Origin of the sequence: Sphingopyxis sp. EG6 (assembly GCF_003609815.1) — a bacterium.
Lineage (GTDB): Bacteria > Pseudomonadota > Alphaproteobacteria > Sphingomonadales > Sphingomonadaceae > Sphingopyxis.
Map to the genome: position 1 here is coordinate 198958 of NZ_AP017603.1, position 19521 is coordinate 218478.

A 19521-nucleotide genomic window follows, 5' to 3' on the forward strand; every position below is an offset into this window, starting at 1 on the left:
GCGATGGCGGAGACACCGAAACCGGACGTTATCGCGAGCGTGATGCGGGCGACCAAGCCGGACTTTACCGATATAGACCCGGCGGACATTGCCCGCTTCCTGGCACAGCAGCCGGACATCGCGGGGCCGGTGGAAATCGCCAATGTTCGCGGTGGCGGCGCCAATGCGGGCGCGTCGAGCGGCGTTGTCGTGTTCGATGCAATATTGGAGGGCAAGGTCGAGCCGCTCGTGTTGCGCTATGCGCCGCTCCGCAACGAGGGCCGCATATTCTTCGACTATGGCATCAGGCAGCAATATGAACTGCAGGCGCGTCTGGCCGATGCCGGGCTTGCGGTTCCGCGCGCGCGCTGGATCGATCCCGACGGCGCCGTGCTCGGGCTGCCGGGCTTCATCATGGAGAAGGTCGAAGGCGATGTCGCGCACGCGTCGCCCTTCAGCGCCGGGCTGATCGGCGACGCGGCGCCCGATGTGCGCGAGCGGCGGATCGCATCGATTTTCCGGGCCCTGGGCAGCGTGCATGGCGCCGACTGGCAAGGCAGCGCGGTCGCGTCCTGCGTTCGCCAGGCTGCGGGCCGGACCCATTTCGAACGCTATATCAACTGGTATTGGGAAACCGTCGAGTGGGTGCAGCCGCCGCATCGCGAGCGGCTCGAGCGGTTGCGGTCCTGGCTGTTTGCGAACCAGCCCGATATTCATCATGATGACCTGGCGCTGATCCATGGCGATCCAAGTCTCGGCAATTACATGCTCGAAGGCGACGAGGTACGCGCGATCATCGACTGGGAACTCGCGGGTATCGTTGCTCCGGCTTACGACATTGCCATGCAATGTATGGCAAATTCCTATTATCGAGCTGTGTCGGCGCCCGAAGTCGCCGCCAGGATTCCCGATGACGCGAGCTGGGTGGCCCATTATGAAAGCGTGACGGGTCGCAGGGTCGAGCATTTCGAGTTTTTCCGCAGGGCGGTGACGCTGCCGCTTCTGGTCGTCCAACTGTCGATGTCGCGCAATTTTCCCGATGGTCTGCGCGATGAATTCCTCGCTGGTATGGAAGCGATTTGGGCGGTTGGGGAGGGCCGTTAAGCCGGAGCCGCCCAAGTCCGTGCTCGGCTCCGGGAATTGCGAGCAAACTTCCGGGCTGGCGTGCTGCGCTGACAACCGATACGGAGACGTGGCCGGCATCCGCCGGAGCGGGCTAACTGGAAACGGGCGATATCCATGAGCAGCGACATCCTCGACGATCTCAATCGGGCGATCATTGCCGCGCTTCAGGAAAATCCGAGCAGAACGAACAAGGACATCGGGGAAACACTCGGCGTTTCCGAACCTACTGTGGCGAACCGGATCCGGGCGCTCGAAGATGCCAATATCCTGCGCGTCATGATGCAGCGCGATATGCGCGCTCTGGGTTATTCGGTGTTCGCTTTGGTCGATCTCAATGTTGAAGGCCGCACGCCCGAAAATGTCGCTGAAGACCTCGCCAAGCTCGATGCATGCACCAGTGTTTCGGTGGCGATGAGCAGCCCGGACATCTTCGCCAATATAAATGCGCCCGATGGCGCTGCGCTCCAGCGGATCGTCGACGAGCAGATTGCGAAGATCGAAGGCATCGCCTCCTACGAGGTCAATACGGCGCTGGAGATCGTGAAACTGGATCCCCGCTTTGGCAAGCTGGGATCCGAATGATGCGCCTCGATGATCTGGACCAGCGTATCATTGGCCTCCTCGCCGAAGATGCGCGCATCAGTAACCGCGAAGCGGCGCGCCTGTTGGGTATCTCGGACACTGCGGTCCGTAAACGCCTGAAGAAGCTGTCCGATTCGGGCGCTGCGAAGATCACGGCGGTGGCTGATTCAGCCGCGTTGGGAATGACCACCGCTGTTCTGGTGCGGGTTCAGACATCTCCCGAAACGGCGCGCGACGTGGTCGAGGCGATGGCCAGTTTCGACGAAGTGAGTTTTGCTGCCTTGATGACAGGACGCTTCAATATCGTTCTGCTCGTGGCGGCGCAAAGTCGTCAGGCCGTGGCAGATATTATTCACATGCATTTACGGCGGCGATCCGGCGTACACCGGGTAGAAACGGTCGAGATCGTCTCGGTCGCCAAGCACAATCTCGATATCGCCCTGGTCTCCAGAAAACGCTGACCCCACCCGGCCGAGGTGCCGGGACTCGGGCTCACGGGCTCCGCACTAGCGACCCTGTGGAAGGGGACGGCCTGCGCCCCCTTCCGGAGATTCACTATCATTCTGCGGCGATCGCCATTGGATGCATCAGCTGCTCATCCATGTCGGCACCGCCCGACCCGACCAGTCGGCCCGGTGTCGCACCAGTGCACTCGGTGCCATTGACGAAGGTCGTCTCGCCATTCACCATCACCCGCTCGATGCCCTGGGGCTTGCAGACGCGCCGCCAGTCGCCATCGGGAAGATCATGGGCGATCTCATATTTGAGCCGCGGATAGTCGAGCGCCTCATAGTCGTAGATGAAAAGATCGGCCGCTTGCCCCGCTGCCAGCGTGCCCCGGTTGTGGAGTCCGAGCACTTCTGCCGGAACCGCGCTGAGCTTGTAGTGCATTTCCTCAAGCGTCATCAACCCGGTCTCGCGAACCATCCAGATGATCGCGTCCGTCGAATATTGACCGCCAGCCCAGAATTTCACATGCGCTCCGCCGTCCGAGGTTCCCGGAATGGTGAACGGATGTTTGAGAACCTGTGCGACTTTCTCGTCGTCAAAGCTCATGCCTTCGGCCACGAGGAAATCGCTGTCGGCATTGGTATCGACCACGATATCCATAAACACGTCGATCGTGGGCCGATTGCCAACGGCGGCCGCGATTTCGCCGACCGACTTGCCTTCATACTGGTTCCATGGGGCGACGCCGCAAGCGTCGTTCAGGACATAATGCTCGAGCGGTCCGCCGGCCGGTGCGAGCAGTTCAGGCCTGTACACGTTGCGCAAGCGCGTGCGATAATCCTCGTCCGCCGCTTTTGCGACTTTTGCCGCGCGATCGCCCGCGAAGGTGAATTCGCGGAACTCGGGGATGATGTTCCAGATATCCCAGTCCATCGGTTTGAATTCGTTCCAGCCGCGCGTGGTCAGGGTCTGGGTGAAGATTTCCAGCCCCTCTTCCCGCGCCTTGTCGACCAGAGCGAGGACTTCCTCATGATAAGTGGGCAGAAAGTCGTTGACGATGACGACATTGTGGAGGACGGGCCGGCCCGACACCCGTGCAACCTCTAGCGCGATCTCACCGAAGCGCGCACCCGGGGTATCGACGAGGGCCTGGATCGAGCCTTCGCCGCGCTCGCGAAGCACTTCCGCGAGCGCCAGAATGTCCTCGCGGCTCATCGTGTCGCTCGGCATCGGGGTGCCGTCACAGTCGATGTGGGTGTTATGCTCGCCCTGGTAGGAAAAGCCGAAGCCGATTGCGCCCGCGTCCATGGCGGCGTGCAGTTCCTGCTTCATGCGCTCCCGCTCTTCCGCAGTTGCCGGACGGCTTTTCGCTGCTTCGAGGCCCATCACATAGATTAGGAGCGGATTGAGGGGAACATAGCTGGCGACGTTGACCCCCTTGGGCACCCGCTTGAGATGCTCGATCCATTCGGGGAAGCTGACCCAGTCCCAGCCGAGCGCTGTCCGCATCGCATTTACGGGAACCTGTTCGGTGGTCTCCATCATCTGCATGTAGCGCTCCCGGTCCTGCGGATGGCAGGGGGCAAAGCCAAAACCGCAATTCCCCACGCCGATTGTCGTGGTGCCATGCCAGCCAGAGTTTGTGGCATAGGGATCCCAGTGCAGTTGAGCGTCATAATGCGTATGGGCGTCGATCACCCCCGGCGCGACGATCTTCCCGGTGCCGTCGATGACATCGCTCGCGTCGCCGCTGATCCCGGCGCCAATGTCCGTTATGATCCCGTCTTTGATTCCGATATCGCCCACGAACCGCGGCGAGCCCGTGCCATCGACGATCGTGCCACCTTTGATGAGCGTGTCAAACTTAGGCATCCCATTCTCCCATCTCTCTGTGTTGCTCGACATTATGGTCGGCATTTGGTTCTCAAATTCGACAAAAATGATGCAAGTATCTATATTATGCGATCCACCATTGAGTCAAATATAATGGGAAATGATGTCATGGCCGGTCTGGACTGTCTTGATGGCGTTTCGACCCTCCCTTTGCGCGAAAGGGGCAGGCCGATGCGCCGACGGGATGCTCAAACCGCGGTGTAGCCACCATCGACGATGAACTCGGAACCCGTGATGTAGCGTGCGCCGTCGCTTGCCAAGAACGCGACCAACGGCGCGATGTCATCGACATTGCCCATCCGGCCCACGGGAATCTTGCTGTTCCATGCGGCAACAACCTGCTCCACCCACGCTGGTTCGCCGTTCGCGGCGGTAGGTCTCTCGTGATGGGCGCCGAGCCTGGTTGCCGTCGGACCCGGCAACACTGTATTCACTCTTACGGCACGCTCGGCCAGTTCGACCGCGACAGCCTTGCTCAACATACGGATTGCGCCCTTGCTCGCGCTATAAGCGGCATAACGGTCCCCTGCCACCGTCCCATAGATTGATGAGATATTGACGATGGCGGCGGTTGACGTGCCGTCCGCCTGACGACGCATCGACAAAAGCGGCAGTGCCATCTGCATCCCCATGAACGGACCCTCGACATTGATCCGATATTGCCTTCTCAGATCGTCGAGAGGAGCGGTCGCAAAAGGCGTGTCGAGCATGATGCCGGCGTTGTTCACGAGAATGTCGAGCCGGCCGAGCTTTTCGGCGAAGCCGATCGCCGTCTCCCAATCGGCTTCGCTTGTCACGTCATGCCGGCAGGCGTGCGTTCCCTTGGTGCCATCGCACCACTCAAGGCGAGAGGCATCGATATCGGTCGCAAGTACCTCGGCGCCGGCGGCAAGCAATTGCTTTGCCACGGCAAGGCCTATCCCGCTTCCCGCGCCCGTCACGATCGCAACGCGGCCCTCCAATTCGATCGAATTCACCATCACCTCCATGATCGAAAACTGAGAAGCGCCATCGAGCCAATCGACGGCGTCGCGCAAATTGCGCGCGCGCTTCCGTGCTTCGCCGCCATTCGCGCCTCCGGATTGGCATTGACATGCGCGGCCGTCAAATGCGATTATACAAGCAATTAATTAAATATCGGAGGGCGCGGTGGAGGGTGTCGATCTTGTTTCGCTTGATCGCTGGATGGAAGCCCGGAGCCTTGGAAGTGGCTCGATTTCCGGCGTCCGGCTTCTGGCTGGCGGAACCCAGAATATTCTCCTCCGCTTCCATCGCGGGCCGTCCGAATTTGTTCTCCGCCGGCCGCCGCCGGTCCTGCGCGCGGGATCCAATGAGACGATGCGCCGCGAAATGCGCGTCCTCGAGGCACTGCGCGGTAGCGATGTTCCTCACCCTGGCTTCATCGCCGGATCTAGCGACGAGACGATCCTTGGCGCTGCTTTCTATCTCATGCAGCCGGTCGATGGCTTCAACCCGATGTCCGGGCTCCCCGCCTTGCACGCTCGCGAGCCGCTGCTGCGCCGCCGCATGGGCCTCGCCGTGGTCGAGGCGATCGCCGCACTCGGCGCGCTCGATTATCGGGCGGTCGGCCTCGCGGATTTTGGAAAGCCCGAGAATTTCCTGGAACGCCAGGTGGGGCGTTGGCGCCGCCAGCTTGAAAGCTATGCCGATCTAGCCGGGTGGCCGGGGCCTGGCGCCATCCCGGGGGTGGACGCGGTGGCGGCCTGGCTCGATCGCCATCGCCCAAGCGCATTTCAACCGGGGATCATCCACGGAGATGCGCATCTTGCAAATGTGATGATCCGGCCGGACAGCGGGGAACTCGCAGCCCTCGTTGATTGGGAATTGAGCACGATTGGCGACCCCCTGCTCGACCTCGGCTGGCTGATCGCGACATGGCCGACCGATGGCTCATCCTTCGCCACGGACGCCATGGCAAATCAGCTCACCGATCTTGCATCTCCTGCCGACCTCGCGGCGCATTACGCAGCGTCAAGCGGCCGGGATCTCGCGGCTCTCGACTGGTACATCGTGCTCGCCTGCTACAAGTTGGGCATCATTCTGGAAGGGAGCTTTGCGCGGGCCTGTGCCGGAAAGGCGCCGCGAGAAACCGGCGAACGGCTTCACGCGCACACGCTCGCTCTGTTCGAGCGCGCCCTCAGCATCATTCGTTGAAAAGGAAAGATGATGATCGACGATACCGATTTTAGCGGACGCAATATTCTCGTCGTCGGCGGATCGAGCGGGATCGGCAACGGCATAGCCCAAGGGTTTCGCGCCCGCGGCGCCAATGTTCATATCTGGGGGACGCGCGCCTCTGCGTCCGACTACAGCGCCGATGAAGGGTCCGACCTTGAAGGACTGGGCTATCATTGCGTCGATGTCGGGACGCCCGAGGCTATCGAGACGGCGGAGATTCCCTTCGACACGCTGGACTCCCTCATTTTGTCGCAGGGAACCGTATTATATCGGCGCCAGGAGTTCGAGCGCGAAGGGTGGGATCGTGTCATGGCGGTCAATATCGACAGCCTGATGCATTGCGCGCGCAAGTTCCGGCCACTGCTTTCGGCGTCCGGCGGGTCGATTATTATCGTGAGCTCGACGTCCGGCTTGCGCGGCAATATCGGAAACCCGGCTTATGCCGCGTCCAAAGCGGCCGCGATCAGTCTGACCAAAACGCTGGGCCAGGCTTTTGCCGGTGACGGGATTCGGGTGAATGGTCTCGCTCCGGGGCTCGTCGATACCAAATTGACACGGATCACGACCCAGAATTCCGCTCGTCTCGACGGCGCGCTCGCCACGATCGCGCAGCGACGCATGGGGACGCCCGCCGATATGGCGGGTGCCGCCATATTCCTCGCATCCCCGCTCGCTTCCTACGTCACCGGCCACACGCTGGTCGTCGATGGTGGCCTGACGCTCTGATTTGCCATTCTGACAGGAGATACACATGCAGTTCGAACATAGCGAAAAGGTCCGTGACCTCCTGCAGAGGGTCGAAACGTTCATGGATGCGCATATCTACCCCAATGAGGAAGAGTATTACCACTTCATCCACGACCAGAGGAATCTGTGGCAGGAGTGGCCTGGAATGCCCGCCCTCAAGGCCGAGGCGCGTGCTCAGGGCTTGTGGAACCTCTTCCTCCCACACGAATATGGCCGCTTCTCGCCCGGGCTCAGCAATCTTGAATATGCTCCACTTGCCGAGGTGATGGGCCGATCGCCGTGGTCGAGCCAGGTGTTCAATTGCTCCGCGCCCGACACGGGCAATATGGAAGTGCTCGCGAAATTCGGGACCCCCGATCAGCAGCAGCAGTGGCTTCAGCCCCTGCTCGACGGGGAGATTCGCTCGGCCTATGTGATGACCGAGCCGCAGGTCGCCTCATCCGATGCCACCAATCTTGAGCTGTCCATCAAGCCCGACGGCGACGACTATGTCATCAACGGCCGGAAGTGGTGGATTTCGAATGCGATGCACCCCGATTGCGCGATCTTCATCGTGATGGGAAAGACCGACTTCGATGCTCCCCGCCATGCCCAACATTCGCAGATCCTCGTGCCGCGAGATACGGCAGGGATCACGGTCGTGCGCAACCAGACCGTCTTCGGATCGATGAACTCGCCGGGCGGCGAGTGCGAACTGCGCTTCGACAATGTACGCGTACCGAAGGAAAATCTCATTCTTGGTGAGGGGCGGGGGTTCGAGATCGCGCAAGGGCGTCTCGGGCCGGGACGTATTCACCACTGCATGCGTTCGATCGGCCAGGCGCAGCGCGCGCTCGAGATCATGGCGCGCCGCGCGGACAGCCGCGTCGCTTTTGGAAAGAAGCTCGCCGATCAAAGTAGCATCCGCCAGGACGTCGCACGCAGCTTCTGTGAAATCGAGATGTCGCGCCTGCTCACGCTCAAGGCTGCCGACGCCATGGACCGCTATGGCAACAAGGTTGCCAAGGATCTGATCGCGGCCATCAAGGTGATCGCTCCGCAAATGGCGCAAACCGTCGCGGATCGGGCCATCCAGGTTCATGGCGGAATGGGCGTAAGCGACGACACCCCGATCGCCTACTTCTTCACCCTCAATCGCTATCTGCGCATCGCGGACGGTCCCGACGAGGTGCACATGTCGCAGCTCGGGAAGCAGAAGATCGCCGAATATTCGGCGATGGCGAAGTAGGAGGCCGGCATGAAGGCGCTGCTTTATCACGGGGCAGGGGATATCCGCTACGAAAGCATGGCCGATCCGATGCCGGTCGAGGCGGGCGACGCCATCGTTCGGGTCACCGCCTGCTCGATCTGCGGAAGCGACCTACACATTTATCATGGTCACGGATTTTCCGAGGATCGGGGCTTTTGTGTCGGTCACGAAGCGGTCGGCGAAGTGGTCGAAACCGGACGCGCCGTCTCGCGGCTCCGCGTCGGTGACCGGGTCATGATCCCCGCAGCAGCGGGCTGCGGCGCCTGCCGACCCTGCCTGTCGGGCAATGTGATCGGGTGCGAGAATGGCGCAGCGGCCTGCTACGGGTTGTCCGCCGCGCTTCAAGGTTCGCAGGCCGAGGCCGTTCGCGTCCCCAGCGCGGACGCCAATGCGGTGCTGATCCCGGAAGGGATATCGGAAGAGCAGGCGCTGCTGATGACAGACGCCCTTTCGACCGCCTGGTTCGGTGCGCGCAGCGCCGATATCGCCCCGGGGAGCAGCGTCGCCGTAATTGGTTTGGGGCCGATCGGCCTCATGACGGTCGACTCCGCCTTCGTGCTGGGCGCCCATATCGTATATGCCATCGATCCCGTTCCAGAAAGGCGCGCGCTGGCGGCAGCGGCGGGCGCCGTCGCTCTGCACCCTGACGAAGCCGTCGCCGTGATCCGGGAGGCGACGAAAGGACGTAAACTCGATTCCGTCGTCGAGGTGGTCGGGAGCGACGCGACGGTCGATATGGCATTACGCTTGGTAAGGGCGCGCGGCACCGTCTCGGTAATCGGTGTGCAGCAATCGCGCCGTTTCGCCTTTCCGCTCGAACGCGCGTTCGCGGCAGGGCTCACATTCCGGGTCGGGACCTGCTCGGTCCCCGAAGAATTGCCGACCCTTTTTCCACTTGTCCAGGCGGGGCGTCTCAAGCCGGAAACCTATGTCTCCAATCGGCTGCCGCTGCGAGACGGCGCCGAAGCCTATGCGATGTTCGACCGCCGGGAGGCGGGAACCCTGAAGATCATCCTCGAGCCCTGAAGACGCAACTGGCTGGATCTGAGTCCGGCGCGCCCCTGCTGACCGCACGCGGAAAGGGGGGGGCGACACGGCAAAAAATGCGCGCCTCTGCTTGCGGCGCTTCGCCGGCAAAACCGTTCGCATTGACCGCAGAGCTATGCAGTTGATCGGGCGAACGCATTTGTGTATCTAATAATCGAGCAATTAATTAATTGTCGAATCGCTCGCGGAGAGGACGCCATGGCATCGGGATTGTCGGTAGAGTTGCGGGTCGACGGGCCAACCGCACATATCATCCTCAACCGTGAGGACCGGCTCAACGCGATCAACAACGACATGTTTCGGCGGCTTGAAGATCATGTCGCGCGGCTCGCGGGCGAGGCCGAAACTGTTCGCAGCGTCATCGTGCGTGGCGCGGGAAAATGTTTTTCTGCGGGGCATGATCTGCAGGACATCGCGTCTGGCGATGCAGCGCATGATGTCTCTTTTCAATCTTCGGTGCTCGAGCGTCTCGCGAATCTGCCCCAGGCGGTTATCGCGGCGGTGCACGGTCATTGTTACACCGGCGCGCTCGAGTTGGCGCTGGCCAGTGATTTCATTCTCGCCGCCCGGAGCGCGCGGTTCGCGGACACGCACGCCAAATGGGCGCTCACGCCTGTGTGGGGAATGAGCCAGCGGCTGCCCCGTCTGGTGGGCCAGGCCAAGGCGCGCGAGATGATGTTCACCGCACGCACGATCGATGGCCGGGAGGCGGCGGAGATCGGACTGGCGGCGTCCTGCTTCGAGGATACTGAGTTTCTGGAGCGGGTCGATGCGATCGCGTCGATGATCGCTGAAAATTCGGCTTTCAGCATTGCCGCCTATAAGCGACTGCTCGCTGAAACGGACAATGTCCCGCTGCATCTCGGCCTCGCACACGAAGTCCGCAACAGCGCAGGCGTCGGACCCGACATGGGCGAACGTATCGCGGCCTTTTCAAAACGCAAAGCATGACCGCGCCATCTGGAGCGCTGGTCGATCGGGAGTGAGTGACGATGAGCAATGAAACCCAAGACCTGGCCGCGCCAGCCGAAATGGCGGCCCGGCTTGTGAACCCGGCGTCGTTCGGCGACCCCGCGACCCTGCACGCCGACCTTGCCTGGCTTCGTGGCCACCAGCCCGTTTCGCTTGTCGATACCGCCGGTGTCGATCCCTTCTGGCTCGTGAGCCGACATGGCGACATCATGGACATAGAGCGCCAGCCCGACATTTTCCGCAACGGCGATCTTTCGACGGTTCTCATCGGAAGTCCGATGCTCAAGGCGGTGGAGAATGCGACCGGCTGTCCGCACCTCACCCGTAACATGGTCAACATGGACGGAGCAGAGCATCGTGCCTATCGATCGCTGGTCCAATCCTGGTTCATGCCAGGCAATGTCAAGAAGCTCACGGACGACATTCGCGAGATCGCGCGCGCGCATGTCGATCGGATGATGGGGCTCGGCGGCGAATGCGACTTTGTCGCCGATGTGGCCCTGCATTATCCGTTGCACGTCATCATGAGCATCCTTGGCGTTCCCGAAGAGGACGAACAGCGCATGCTGATGCTGACCCAGCAACTTTTCGGCGCCCGCGATCCGGAACTCAGTCGAAAAGCCGATGCCATGGCCGATCCGGATACCGCCATAAAGGTGTTCGGGGCCGTCGTGGCGGACTTCCACGCCTATTTCTCCAATATCACGGCGAGCCGCCGCGCCGAGCCGCGCGACGATCTAGCGACCATCATCGCGAACGCCATGATCGACGGCAAGCCGATCGACGAGCGCGCTGCCAACGACTTTTACATCCTGGTCGCGACCGCCGGGCACGACACCACCTCCGCCTCGACGGCCGGTGCGATCTGGGCCCTCGCGGAGCGGCCCGCCTTGCTCGCCGAGGTGAAGGCCAATCCCGACCTGATCCCGGCTCTCGTCGATGAGGCGATTCGCTGGGTCACGCCGGTGAAGCATTTCATGCGCGCCGTTGCCCGGGATCATGAGGTGAATGGCCACCAGTATAAGGCCGGGGACTGGGTCATGCTGTCCTATATGTCGGCAAACCGTGACGAGGCGGTGTTCGACGATCCGTTCGAGTTCCGGCTCGACCGCCCGGCAAACAAGCAGATCGCATTCGGTTACGGGCCCCATCTATGTGTCGGCCAGCATCTCGCGCGCCTCGAGATGAAGACCCTGTTCGAGGAACTTCTGCCCCGGATCGAATCGCTCGAAATCGCCGGCGAACCGGCCTGGACCCAGGCGACGCTGGTCAGCGGGCCGAAACGCCTTCCGATCCGCTTCACTCAGAGTTGATCGGCGGGTCGACGCGCGGCGGCGTGGCAGAGAGACGACAGCATATTCGCAGGACGGATACGGGAATGGGAATCAGAACACGCATAACCGACTTGCTCGGGATCGAGCATCCGATCGTCCAGGGCGGCATGATGTGGGTGGGAACCGCAGAGATGGCTGCGGCGGTTTCCAATGCCGGTGGCCTCGGAATCATCACCGCGCTCACCCAGCCGTCTCCCGATGCGCTGCGCGCCGAGATCGAGAGATGCCGGGAGCTTACCGACAAGCCATTCGGCGTCAATTTGACGATCCTGCCGTCGATTAATCCCCCGCCCTATGCCGACTATCGCAAGGCGATCATCGACAGCGGCACCAGGATCGTCGAAACCGCAGGCTACAAGCCACAAGAGCATGTCGACGATTTCAAGGCGCATGGCATCATCGTGCTCCATAAGTGCACGGCTGTCCGGCACGCCCTCTCCGCCGAACGCATGGGCGTCGATGCCATTTCGATCGATGGCTTCGAATGCGCCGGGCATCCGGGCGAGGATGATGTTCCCGGGCTTATCCTGATTCCCGCCGCTGCCGACAAGATCAAGGTTCCTATGCTCGCATCGGGCGGATTCGGCGATGGGCGCGGGCTGGTGGCAGCCTTGGCGCTCGGCGCTGACGGTATCAACATGGGGACGCGCTTCTGTGCGACCAAGGAAGCCCCCATCCACGACGATATCAAGCGCGCCATGGTCGATAACGACGAGAGGGGGACCGACCTGATCTTCCGCAGCTATCGCAACACCGCGCGCGTCGCAAAGAACAGCGTTTCAGCCGAAGTCATTGCGGCCGAACGGGAAGGAAAGCCCTTCGAAGCGATCGCGCATCTCGTCAAGGGCGCGCGCGGGAAGGAAGGGCTGGACCGCGGCGATCCCGATCATGGGATATGGACGGCTGGCATGGTTCAGGGTCTCATCCATGATATCCCGACGTGTCACGAACTCATCGACCGGATCATGGGCGAGGCCGAGTCGATCATCGCGAAGCGGCTGGCGGCGATGATGCCTGGAGCGCTCACGTCATGAACGTCGATTTCGATCCATCGCTCGAAGCGTTTCGCGAGGAAGTCTGCGCGTTTCTCGATACGGCACCCACCGACGCGATCCGCGAGGCGGGGCGGAAGACCACAAGCGTTTTCGCGCCGTTCGAGGCGACAATGGAATGGCACCGCCTTCTATATGCGCGCGGCTGGGCCGCCCCGGCCTGGCCCGTCGAATATGGCGGGACCGGTTGGTCGCTTGAGCAACGCTATATTTTCTCCGAGGAGCATTGGAAGCGCGATCTGCCGCCGCTCCTGCCCAACGGCCTGATCATGGTCGGCCCCCTGCTCATGGAGCTTGGCACGCCCGAACAAAAGCGCCGGCATCTCCCCGGGATCCTTTCGGGCAAGGATTACTGGACCCAGGGCTATTCCGAACCGAGTGCCGGTTCTGATCTTGCCGCCCTGTCATGCTCGGCCCTGGCCGACGGTGACGATTATATCATCAACGGCCAGAAGACATGGACGACCCTCGCCCACAAGGCCAACAAGATGTTCATGCTCGTGCGCACGAACCGGGACGGCAAGAAGCAGCAGGGCATTACCTTTCTCCTCCTCGACCGGACCGACTATCCCGGCATGCACATCCGTCCCATCATCGGCCTCGATGGTGTGGCCGAGCAATGCGAAGTATTTTTCGATAACGTCCGCGTCCCCCAGGCGGGCCGCGTGGGCGCCGAGAATGAAGGCTGGAGCGTCGCCAAGGCGCTGCTCAAGCATGAGCGGGGCGGCGCTGCGCATAGCCCGGCGATCAGGCGCAAACTCGATGCGATCCGGGCCGCGGCGAGGGATGCAACGGCGTCCTTTGGCGGACCCCTCAGCGAGGATCCGGTATTCCAGCGCGACCTTGGGGAACTCGAAGCCGAAGTCGCGTCCTTCGAGCATGTCGAGAAGCTGGTGCTAAGCGGCCACGCCCTCGCCGACGATCCCGCGATGCCGTCGCTCAACAAGGTGATGAGTTCGGAACTCTCGCAGCTGCTGTCGATCATGATGACGCGTGTTGCCGGGATCGACGCGCTGCCGTTGCAATTGGAAGCCCTTGAGGTCGGGTCCGGCGTTCAACCCCTGGGCGATCCCTTCAGCCTCGTGGCGATGCCCTATTATCTGAATACCCGGGCCGCTTCCATCTATGCCGGCAGCAACGAGGTCCAGCGGGACCTCATCTCCCGCAATCTCCAGACCCTTCGCGCCTGAGGCAGAGCCCATGAATTTCGAATTCTCCGATGAGCAGGTCATGCTCCGCGACAGCCTCTCCCGGCTGCTCGATCAGCGTTACGCCTTTGAATTGCGCCGACGCATCATGGCTGGTCAGGCGGAAACCGGAATCTGGAGCGAACTCGTCGATATGGGGATTGTCGCGATGCCGCTTCCCGAAGCCTGCGGGGGACTGGGCGGTTCGGCCTCCGACATTGTGGCGATATCGGAGCTCTTCGGTCGCCATCTGGTCATCGAGCCTTTGCTTCCCTCGGTGATCCTCACGGGCCGGGCGCTCGCTCGCTTCGATCCCGCGGGACCGGTGCCGCAATGGATTGCCGATATTGGCACCGGAGCTTTGCGCGGCGCCTTCGCCCATGAGGAAGGTAGCGGCACCGGCGCCTCTTCGACGCTGTCGACCAAACTCTATGAAGGTGAGGCCGGTCCGCGCATCCGGGGTAGCAAAAAACTCGTTCTTGGAGGCGGAGAAGCAGGGGTGCTGCTCATCTCGGCGCTCTCGGAGACGAAGGCGGTCTGCCTGGCCGCAGTGCCCGCCGATGCCGAAGGCATCGAAGTGCGGCGATATCGCGCGCTCGATGGCAGGCCCGTTGCGGATATCCTGCTCCATGACGTCGCGGTCGACAGGGCTGCCATCATGGCGGGCGCCGATGCGGAGCTGGAGGCCTTGCTCGCGGATGCCCGGCTCGCACTCGCCGCCGAAGCCGTCGGGGCCATGGCCGTCCTGATGGCAACCACCGCAGACTTCGCGGGCACGCGCGAGCAATTCGGTCGGCCGATCGGAAGCTTTCAAGCGATCGCGCACCGGCTCGCCGATATGAAGATTGCCTATGTCAAGGCGCGAGCGTCGCTTCTCTATATCGCGGCGCTGGCCGACAGCGGACGGGCAACGAGCCGGGATATTTCGGTATTGAAGGCGCAGGTTGGCAGGCTGGGGCGCGAGACCGCGCAGGGGGCCGTACAGATCCACGGCGGCATCGGCATGACCGACGAGCTTCCGGTCGGTCATTATCTCAAACATATTCTCACGATCGACGGTCTGTTCGGCAACACGGACTATCATCTGCGTGAAATCGGCAGGGTAGTCGCCGCTGCGTGAACAGGGGGGAAGCGTCAGCTTCCCGTTTCAGAAGCTATGGAAGGTACCAAAAATGACCAAGAGCTTACGCGCTGACACGATGGCCACCGATAGCGCTGCTCTCGAGCAGTTGCTGCAGCGTCAGCGCAAGGCCCATATTGCGGACGGTCAGGCGAGCGCGGATTTGCGAATTGACCGGCTCGATCGCTGTGCTGCCTTGCTTCGCGACTATTCCGCGCGGTTCGAAGAGGCAATCAATGCCGATTTCGGCAACCGGTCGCGCCACGCATCGGCTATCACCGACATCATGAGTCCGCTTGGCGCGCTGCGCGACTGTCGGGCCAATCTGCGCAAATGGATGCGCAGCGAACGACGGCCGGTCGAACCGAGGTTGCTCGGCCTCTTCGGCGCCCGGTCGGAAATCCGGTTCCAGCCCAAAGGCGTGATCGGCATCATCGCGCCGTGGAACTTTCCGGTGGGTCTCGTCTTCTCTCCGCTTGCCGGCGTTCTGGCTGCCGGGAACCGGGCGCTGATCAAGCCGTCGGAATTCACGCCGCGAACGTCGGATCTGCTCCAGCAATCGATCGCCGAATATTTCGCGCCTGACGAGGTCGCGGTCGTGACAGGCGGTGCCGATGTGGGGGCCGCCTTCGCGGCGTTGCCCTTCGATCACCTGATATTCACCGGCGCCGGCTCGGTCGCAAAGCATGTGATGCGCGCTGCCGCGGAGAATCTCGTGCCCCTGACGCTCGAGCTTGGCGGGAAGAGCCCTGTGATCCTCGGTGCGAGCGTGGACATGCCCGTCGCCGCAGCGCGGATCATGGCCGGAAAAACCCTGAACGCCGGTCAAATATGCCTGGCGCCTGATCATATATTCGTGCCTCGTGGGCTACGCGACAGCTTTGTCACCGAGGCACGGCAGGCGACCGAGGCGATGTTCGGCTCCCTCAAGGATAATCCTGACTACACGGCCATGATATCGGACAGGCACTTCGAGCGCGTGCGCGGCTATGTCGCGGACGCGCGTGAGAAGGGTGCCACGATCGTCGAGATCAACCCCGCTGGCGAGACGTTCGAACAGCAGGAGCATCGCCGGATACCTCCGACACTCATTCTCGATGCGACCCGCGACATGGCGGTGATGCAGGACGAGATATTCGGGCCGCTTCTGCCGGTCGTTGCATATGACAGCGCCGAGGAGGTTGTGGCGGAGATCAATGCGCACGACCGGCCGCTTGCGCTTTACTATTTTGGATCGGAAGCGGGCGAACGCGATCGCATCATCGATGCCACGACCTCGGGCGGTGTGTGCGTCAATGACGTGATCATGCATTGCGCGCAGGAAAATCTGCCTTTCGGCGGCATCGGGCCTTCGGGTATGGGTGCCTATCACGGGATCGACGGCTTTCGCGAATTCAGCCATCGCAAGGCGATCCACACTCAGCTCGGCAGGGATCTGGGGCCGATGAAGCTTTTCAGGCCGCCCTATGGCGCCAAGCTTCGCGCCTTCGTCGACAAGCAGATCGGAGCGGGCGCCCGGTAGAAGGAGCTAGCCGTCGAATTTGAACACGCTGTCCGCGCGCGCCAGACCAATCGACTGATCGGGGACGCATTGGTACATGAGATATTCGACGGCCCTCCCGTCCCCCCGACCCTCGGCGACCGCCATCACATGGTTCAGCCAGGAATAGCGCGCGTGGCTGGTTTCGAAGCGGGGCTGCGTCGCAAAATAGGTCTCGCCGAAATCGACCGTCTCGCCGGCCTTGTATTTGGCCGCAGCCTGCGGCGTCGTGTTGGCGACCCCGAAATATTGGACGAAGATGTTCGCCATGTCGTGGGTGACGATGACGAGCCGAACGTCGATGTGAAAGACGCCCTCCTGGTCGATCAACTCGAACTCGCCTCCGACAGGCGCGACCGTGCCCTTGATACGTGGGCCTTCGACGGTGCCGCCGCCCAGCTGCCACACGTTGCGGCGACCCTTTGGTATCGGTCCGATCGGATAGCGGTTGCCCAGATCGACGCGCATGCGCAGCAGGGGTTCAAGGTGCATGCTCTTCTCCATCAAGTTGGAATGCTCGGCTGCTACGGGCTGTCGTTTGGAAGCGGGCAGCGTCGTATCCTAAGACGGGCCGCGATAATAATCAATTGACCAATTAACTTGCCACCTGACGTCCGCTTGCCTATCGATCGGTTTTAGGAAGACGCTGCGCGCGCAAGTGGCGAGCCGGACGTATAAGGATGGGAGACAGCTGAGATGAAAGGGACAGCAGCAGCGCAGACGCCCGTGATCATCGCCGTCGGCGAGATTGTGGACCGCCCGGATGACCCGGGCAAGGCGCTCGAACCTGTGGCGCTGATGGCAGAAGCGCTGCGCCGCGCGGCGGCGGAAACGCCGGCCGTTCTCGGCGCGCTGGACTCGATCGATCTCGTCGGACAGGTCACCTGGCGCTACCGCGACCCCGTAGCTCTTCTTTGCGAGAAGCTCTCGATCGGCCCCGCCCGTGCCCAAAATGCCAGCATGGGCGGCGAAACGCCTATTCGCCTCCTGCACGAGGCAGCACTCCGTATCGCGCGGGGTGACAGCGCCGTTGCCGCGATCGTCGGCGGTGAGGCCGTCAATGCGATGGGCAAGGCGCGCAAGGCCAAGGCGAAGCTCGACTGGACCCCGCTCGCTCCCAAAGAGGAAACCGTCGCGGTCGACTTCGCCTCGCTTCCGATGCGCAAGGCCTCGAAAAAGCTCGGAATGACTGCGCCCGTTCATATCTACCCGCTCTATGAGAACGCCTTCCAAGCCGCCCGCGGGCAGACCCCGGCCGAGGGCCGCGCCGCTGCCGCCGAACTCTGGGCGGACTATGCCAAGGTAGCCGCGTCCAATGAAACCGCATGGTTGCGTTCCGCGCCGGGAGCGGCAGAGATCGGCACGCCTTCGGAGAGCAACCGGCTGGTGGCCTTTCCCTATCCCAAGCTGATGGTCGCGAACCCTTCGGTCAACCAAGCGGCCGCGATCGTCGTGGCAAGCCTCGAATGGGCCCTCGCCAACGGGATTCCCGAAGAGCGGCTGATCTATATCTGGGATGGCGCGGCAGCGCAGGAGCCCGGGGATTATCTGGAACGCGACCGCTATGACCAGTCGACCGCGCAGCGCGTGGTTCTGGAGCAGGCAGTCGAGATCGCTGGCGGCGATGCCTCCGCGATCGATCTGGCGGAAATGTACAGCTGCTTTCCGATTGTGCCCAAGATGGCGCTCGAGACGCTGAAGCTGCGGCCGGACGTCAAGCCGACGGTGACCGGCGGGCTGACCTTCTTTGGCGGCCCGATGAACAATTATATGAGCCACGGCGTCTGCGCGATGGTCCGGGAGATGCGGGCCGGAAAGGGAACCACAGGCCTTCTCTACGGCCAGGGCGGCGTCGTATCCAAACATCATGCGCTGTTGATCTCGACGCGGCCACCGGAGAAGACTTTGAGGCCGGACTATTCGGTTCAGGCCAGGGCGGACGCGTTGCGCGGCTCCGTGCCCGAATTTACAGAGACCTATGAGGGCGCTGCCACCGTCGAAACGCACACGATCATTTATACGCCGAAGGGCGAGGTCCTCCACGGCGTCGTGATCGCGCGCACCGCAGATGGCCAGCGAACGATCGCGAAGGTACGGCGTGACGATGATCGATCGATCTTGGTCCTCTCCTCGCTCGACGCCAATCCCATCGGCACGTCCGGCCATATTCGCATCGATGCCTTTGGCGCCCGAATATGGGAGGTAGGCGAGAAGCGCGACCGGCGCGCGGCGCCGCACCGCTTCTGTCTCGTCGAACGCGACGGGCCGATCACTCTGGTCACGATCAATCGCCCCGACGCGATGAACGCGTTGACGCCATATGCGAACGAGGAGCTGGCCGAGGTTTTCGACGACTTCCAGGCTGATCCCGATCAGTGGGTGGCCATCCTGACGGGGGCCGGCGACAAAGCCTTTTCGTCGGGCAATGACCTCAAGTTCACCGCGCAGTCGATGGCTGCGGGGTTGCCGCTCGAGACACCGACCAAGGGATTTGCCGGCCTCACCGCGCGCTGGGACAACAACAAGCCCGTGATCGCCGCGGTAAATGGTATTGCCATGGGTGGCGGCTTCGAGATTGCATTGGCCTGCGACCTCATCATCGCGGCCGAAGGCGCCGTTTTCGCTCTTCCCGAGCCCAAGGTTGGCCTCGCCGCTCTTGCGGGGGGGCTCCACCGTCTGCCGCGGCAGATCGGCCTCAAGCAGGCCATGGGCATGATCCTCACCGCCCGCCGCGTATCGGCCGCTGAAGGTCTGTCGCTTGGCTTCGTCAATGAAGTGGTGCCGCAAGACGAACTGCTCGCAGCGGCGCGGCGTTGGGCCGATGACATCGCCGCGTGCAGCCCGATGTCGATCCGGGCTTCCAAGGAGGCCGTCATGAAAGGCCTGGACGAAAGCGACCTCGCGGCCGCCTATGGGAACCAGACGCGATATCCGGCGATCGGAGCGCTTTTCCGGTCGGACGATGTGCGCGAGGGGCCGCTCGCGTTCGCCCAGAAGCGGCCACCGGTCTGGAAGGGCCGATAGGTTTTCTCGGGGTCTGCCGGG

17 protein-coding genes are annotated in these 19521 nt (G+C 62.4%); 14 read left to right on the forward strand and 3 right to left on the reverse strand.

Annotated features, from left to right (window positions below; translation table 11 throughout):
• Positions 1–3 precede the first annotated feature (3 nt).
• The 3 genes from SPYCW_RS00930 (at position 4) to SPYCW_RS00940 (ending at position 2147) form a co-directional block, all read left to right on the forward strand.
• Positions 4–1083 (forward strand): phosphotransferase family protein, encoded by a 1080-nt coding sequence (locus SPYCW_RS00930; protein WP_054586676.1) that lies wholly within the window; start codon positions 4–6, stop codon positions 1081–1083.
• Between the two features lie 135 nt (positions 1084–1218).
• The gene (locus tag SPYCW_RS00935; RefSeq protein WP_054586677.1) at positions 1219–1686 is read left to right on the forward strand and encodes an Lrp/AsnC family transcriptional regulator; all 468 of its coding nucleotides are present in this window, start codon (positions 1219–1221) and stop codon (positions 1684–1686) included.
• The gene (locus tag SPYCW_RS00940) at positions 1683–2147 is read left to right on the forward strand and encodes an Lrp/AsnC family transcriptional regulator (RefSeq protein ID WP_054586678.1); all 465 of its coding nucleotides are present in this window, start codon (positions 1683–1685) and stop codon (positions 2145–2147) included. The genes SPYCW_RS00935 and SPYCW_RS00940 overlap by 4 nt, the downstream gene beginning before the upstream one ends.
• A gap of 97 nt (positions 2148–2244) precedes the next feature.
• Here SPYCW_RS00940 and SPYCW_RS00945 read toward each other — a convergent pair whose 3' ends face one another.
• Both SPYCW_RS00945 and SPYCW_RS00950 read right to left on the reverse strand, forming a co-directional pair.
• Entirely contained in the window at positions 2245–4008 is a 1764-nt protein-coding gene (locus SPYCW_RS00945; RefSeq protein ID WP_054586679.1) for an N-acyl-D-amino-acid deacylase family protein, read from the reverse strand.
• A gap of 209 nt (positions 4009–4217) precedes the next feature.
• Positions 4218–5066: an SDR family NAD(P)-dependent oxidoreductase gene (locus tag SPYCW_RS00950; RefSeq protein ID WP_197715647.1), complete on the reverse strand. Its 849-nt coding sequence runs from the start codon at positions 5064–5066 to the stop codon at positions 4218–4220.
• A 112-nt stretch (positions 5067–5178) separates the two neighbouring features.
• Here SPYCW_RS00950 and SPYCW_RS00955 point away from each other — a divergent pair, with 112 nt between their 5' ends.
• From SPYCW_RS00955 to SPYCW_RS01000, 10 genes are all read left to right on the forward strand, one after another.
• The gene (locus SPYCW_RS00955) at positions 5179–6204 is read left to right on the forward strand and encodes a phosphotransferase family protein (protein WP_232014778.1); all 1026 of its coding nucleotides are present in this window, start codon (positions 5179–5181) and stop codon (positions 6202–6204) included.
• Positions 6205–6216: 12 nt separating this feature from the next.
• Positions 6217–6954, forward strand: coding sequence for an SDR family NAD(P)-dependent oxidoreductase (locus SPYCW_RS00960; RefSeq protein WP_054590045.1), 738 nt, complete (start codon positions 6217–6219; stop codon positions 6952–6954).
• A 25-nt stretch (positions 6955–6979) separates the two neighbouring features.
• Entirely contained in the window at positions 6980–8203 is a 1224-nt protein-coding gene (locus tag SPYCW_RS00965) for an acyl-CoA dehydrogenase family protein (protein WP_054586681.1), read from the forward strand.
• 9 nt (positions 8204–8212) lie between these two features.
• Positions 8213–9250, forward strand: coding sequence for an alcohol dehydrogenase family protein (locus SPYCW_RS00970; protein WP_054586682.1), 1038 nt, complete (start codon positions 8213–8215; stop codon positions 9248–9250).
• A 219-nt stretch (positions 9251–9469) separates the two neighbouring features.
• A complete protein-coding gene (locus SPYCW_RS00975) occupies positions 9470–10222 on the forward strand; it encodes an enoyl-CoA hydratase/isomerase family protein (protein WP_054586683.1) in 753 nt (250 codons plus the stop codon).
• A 41-nt stretch (positions 10223–10263) separates the two neighbouring features.
• Complete coding sequence (locus tag SPYCW_RS00980) at positions 10264–11556, forward strand: cytochrome P450 (RefSeq protein WP_054586684.1); 1293 nt, start codon at positions 10264–10266, stop codon at positions 11554–11556.
• Between the two features lie 65 nt (positions 11557–11621).
• Entirely contained in the window at positions 11622–12611 is a 990-nt protein-coding gene (locus SPYCW_RS00985; protein ID WP_054586685.1) for an NAD(P)H-dependent flavin oxidoreductase, read from the forward strand.
• A complete protein-coding gene (locus SPYCW_RS00990) occupies positions 12608–13819 on the forward strand; it encodes an acyl-CoA dehydrogenase family protein (protein WP_054586686.1) in 1212 nt (403 codons plus the stop codon). The genes SPYCW_RS00985 and SPYCW_RS00990 overlap by 4 nt, the downstream gene beginning before the upstream one ends.
• Positions 13755–14936 carry an acyl-CoA dehydrogenase family protein gene (locus SPYCW_RS00995; RefSeq protein WP_084758114.1) on the forward strand — a complete coding sequence of 394 codons (1182 nt, stop codon included), beginning with the start codon at positions 13755–13757 and terminating at the stop codon, positions 14934–14936. The genes SPYCW_RS00990 and SPYCW_RS00995 overlap by 65 nt, the downstream gene beginning before the upstream one ends.
• Positions 14937–15015: 79 nt before the next feature.
• Positions 15016–16458, forward strand: coding sequence for a coniferyl aldehyde dehydrogenase (locus SPYCW_RS01000; RefSeq protein WP_232014906.1), 1443 nt, complete (start codon positions 15016–15018; stop codon positions 16456–16458).
• 6 nt (positions 16459–16464) lie between these two features.
• Here SPYCW_RS01000 and SPYCW_RS01005 read toward each other — a convergent pair whose 3' ends face one another.
• Entirely contained in the window at positions 16465–16968 is a 504-nt protein-coding gene (locus SPYCW_RS01005) for a DUF3237 domain-containing protein (protein WP_054586689.1), read from the reverse strand.
• A gap of 204 nt (positions 16969–17172) precedes the next feature.
• On the opposite strand from SPYCW_RS01005, the gene SPYCW_RS01010 reads away from it, so the two are divergent.
• Positions 17173–19500 carry an enoyl-CoA hydratase-related protein gene (locus SPYCW_RS01010; RefSeq protein ID WP_054586690.1) on the forward strand — a complete coding sequence of 776 codons (2328 nt, stop codon included), beginning with the start codon at positions 17173–17175 and terminating at the stop codon, positions 19498–19500.
• Positions 19501–19521 lie beyond the last annotated feature (21 nt).

Excerpts from the sequence above, each read along its gene's own strand:
- SPYCW_RS00965 (WP_054586681.1), top strand. The coding sequence starts at position 6,980 with ATGCAGTTCGAACATAGCGAAAAGGTCCGTGACCTCCTGCAGAGGGTC.
- SPYCW_RS01010 (WP_054586690.1), top strand. The coding sequence starts at position 17,173 with ATGAAAGGGACAGCAGCAGCGCAGACGCCCGTGATCATCGCCGTCGGC.
- SPYCW_RS00975 (WP_054586683.1), top strand. The coding sequence starts at position 9,470 with ATGGCATCGGGATTGTCGGTAGAGTTGCGGGTCGACGGGCCAACCGCA.
- SPYCW_RS00935 (WP_054586677.1), top strand. The coding sequence starts at position 1,219 with ATGAGCAGCGACATCCTCGACGATCTCAATCGGGCGATCATTGCCGCG.
- SPYCW_RS00970 (WP_054586682.1), top strand. The coding sequence starts at position 8,213 with ATGAAGGCGCTGCTTTATCACGGGGCAGGGGATATCCGCTACGAAAGC.
- SPYCW_RS00990 (WP_054586686.1), top strand. The coding sequence starts at position 12,608 with ATGAACGTCGATTTCGATCCATCGCTCGAAGCGTTTCGCGAGGAAGTC.
- SPYCW_RS00930 (WP_054586676.1), top strand. The coding sequence starts at position 4 with ATGGCGGAGACACCGAAACCGGACGTTATCGCGAGCGTGATGCGGGCG.
- SPYCW_RS01000 (WP_232014906.1), top strand. The coding sequence starts at position 15,016 with ATGGCCACCGATAGCGCTGCTCTCGAGCAGTTGCTGCAGCGTCAGCGC.
- SPYCW_RS00980 (WP_054586684.1), top strand. The coding sequence starts at position 10,264 with ATGAGCAATGAAACCCAAGACCTGGCCGCGCCAGCCGAAATGGCGGCC.
- SPYCW_RS00945 (WP_054586679.1), bottom strand. The coding sequence starts at position 4,008 with ATGCCTAAGTTTGACACGCTCATCAAAGGTGGCACGATCGTCGATGGC.
- SPYCW_RS01005 (WP_054586689.1), bottom strand. The coding sequence starts at position 16,968 with ATGCACCTTGAACCCCTGCTGCGCATGCGCGTCGATCTGGGCAACCGC.
- SPYCW_RS00960 (WP_054590045.1), top strand. The coding sequence starts at position 6,217 with ATGATCGACGATACCGATTTTAGCGGACGCAATATTCTCGTCGTCGGC.
- SPYCW_RS00995 (WP_084758114.1), top strand. The coding sequence starts at position 13,755 with ATGCCGGCAGCAACGAGGTCCAGCGGGACCTCATCTCCCGCAATCTCC.
- SPYCW_RS00940 (WP_054586678.1), top strand. The coding sequence starts at position 1,683 with ATGATGCGCCTCGATGATCTGGACCAGCGTATCATTGGCCTCCTCGCC.
- SPYCW_RS00985 (WP_054586685.1), top strand. The coding sequence starts at position 11,622 with ATGGGAATCAGAACACGCATAACCGACTTGCTCGGGATCGAGCATCCG.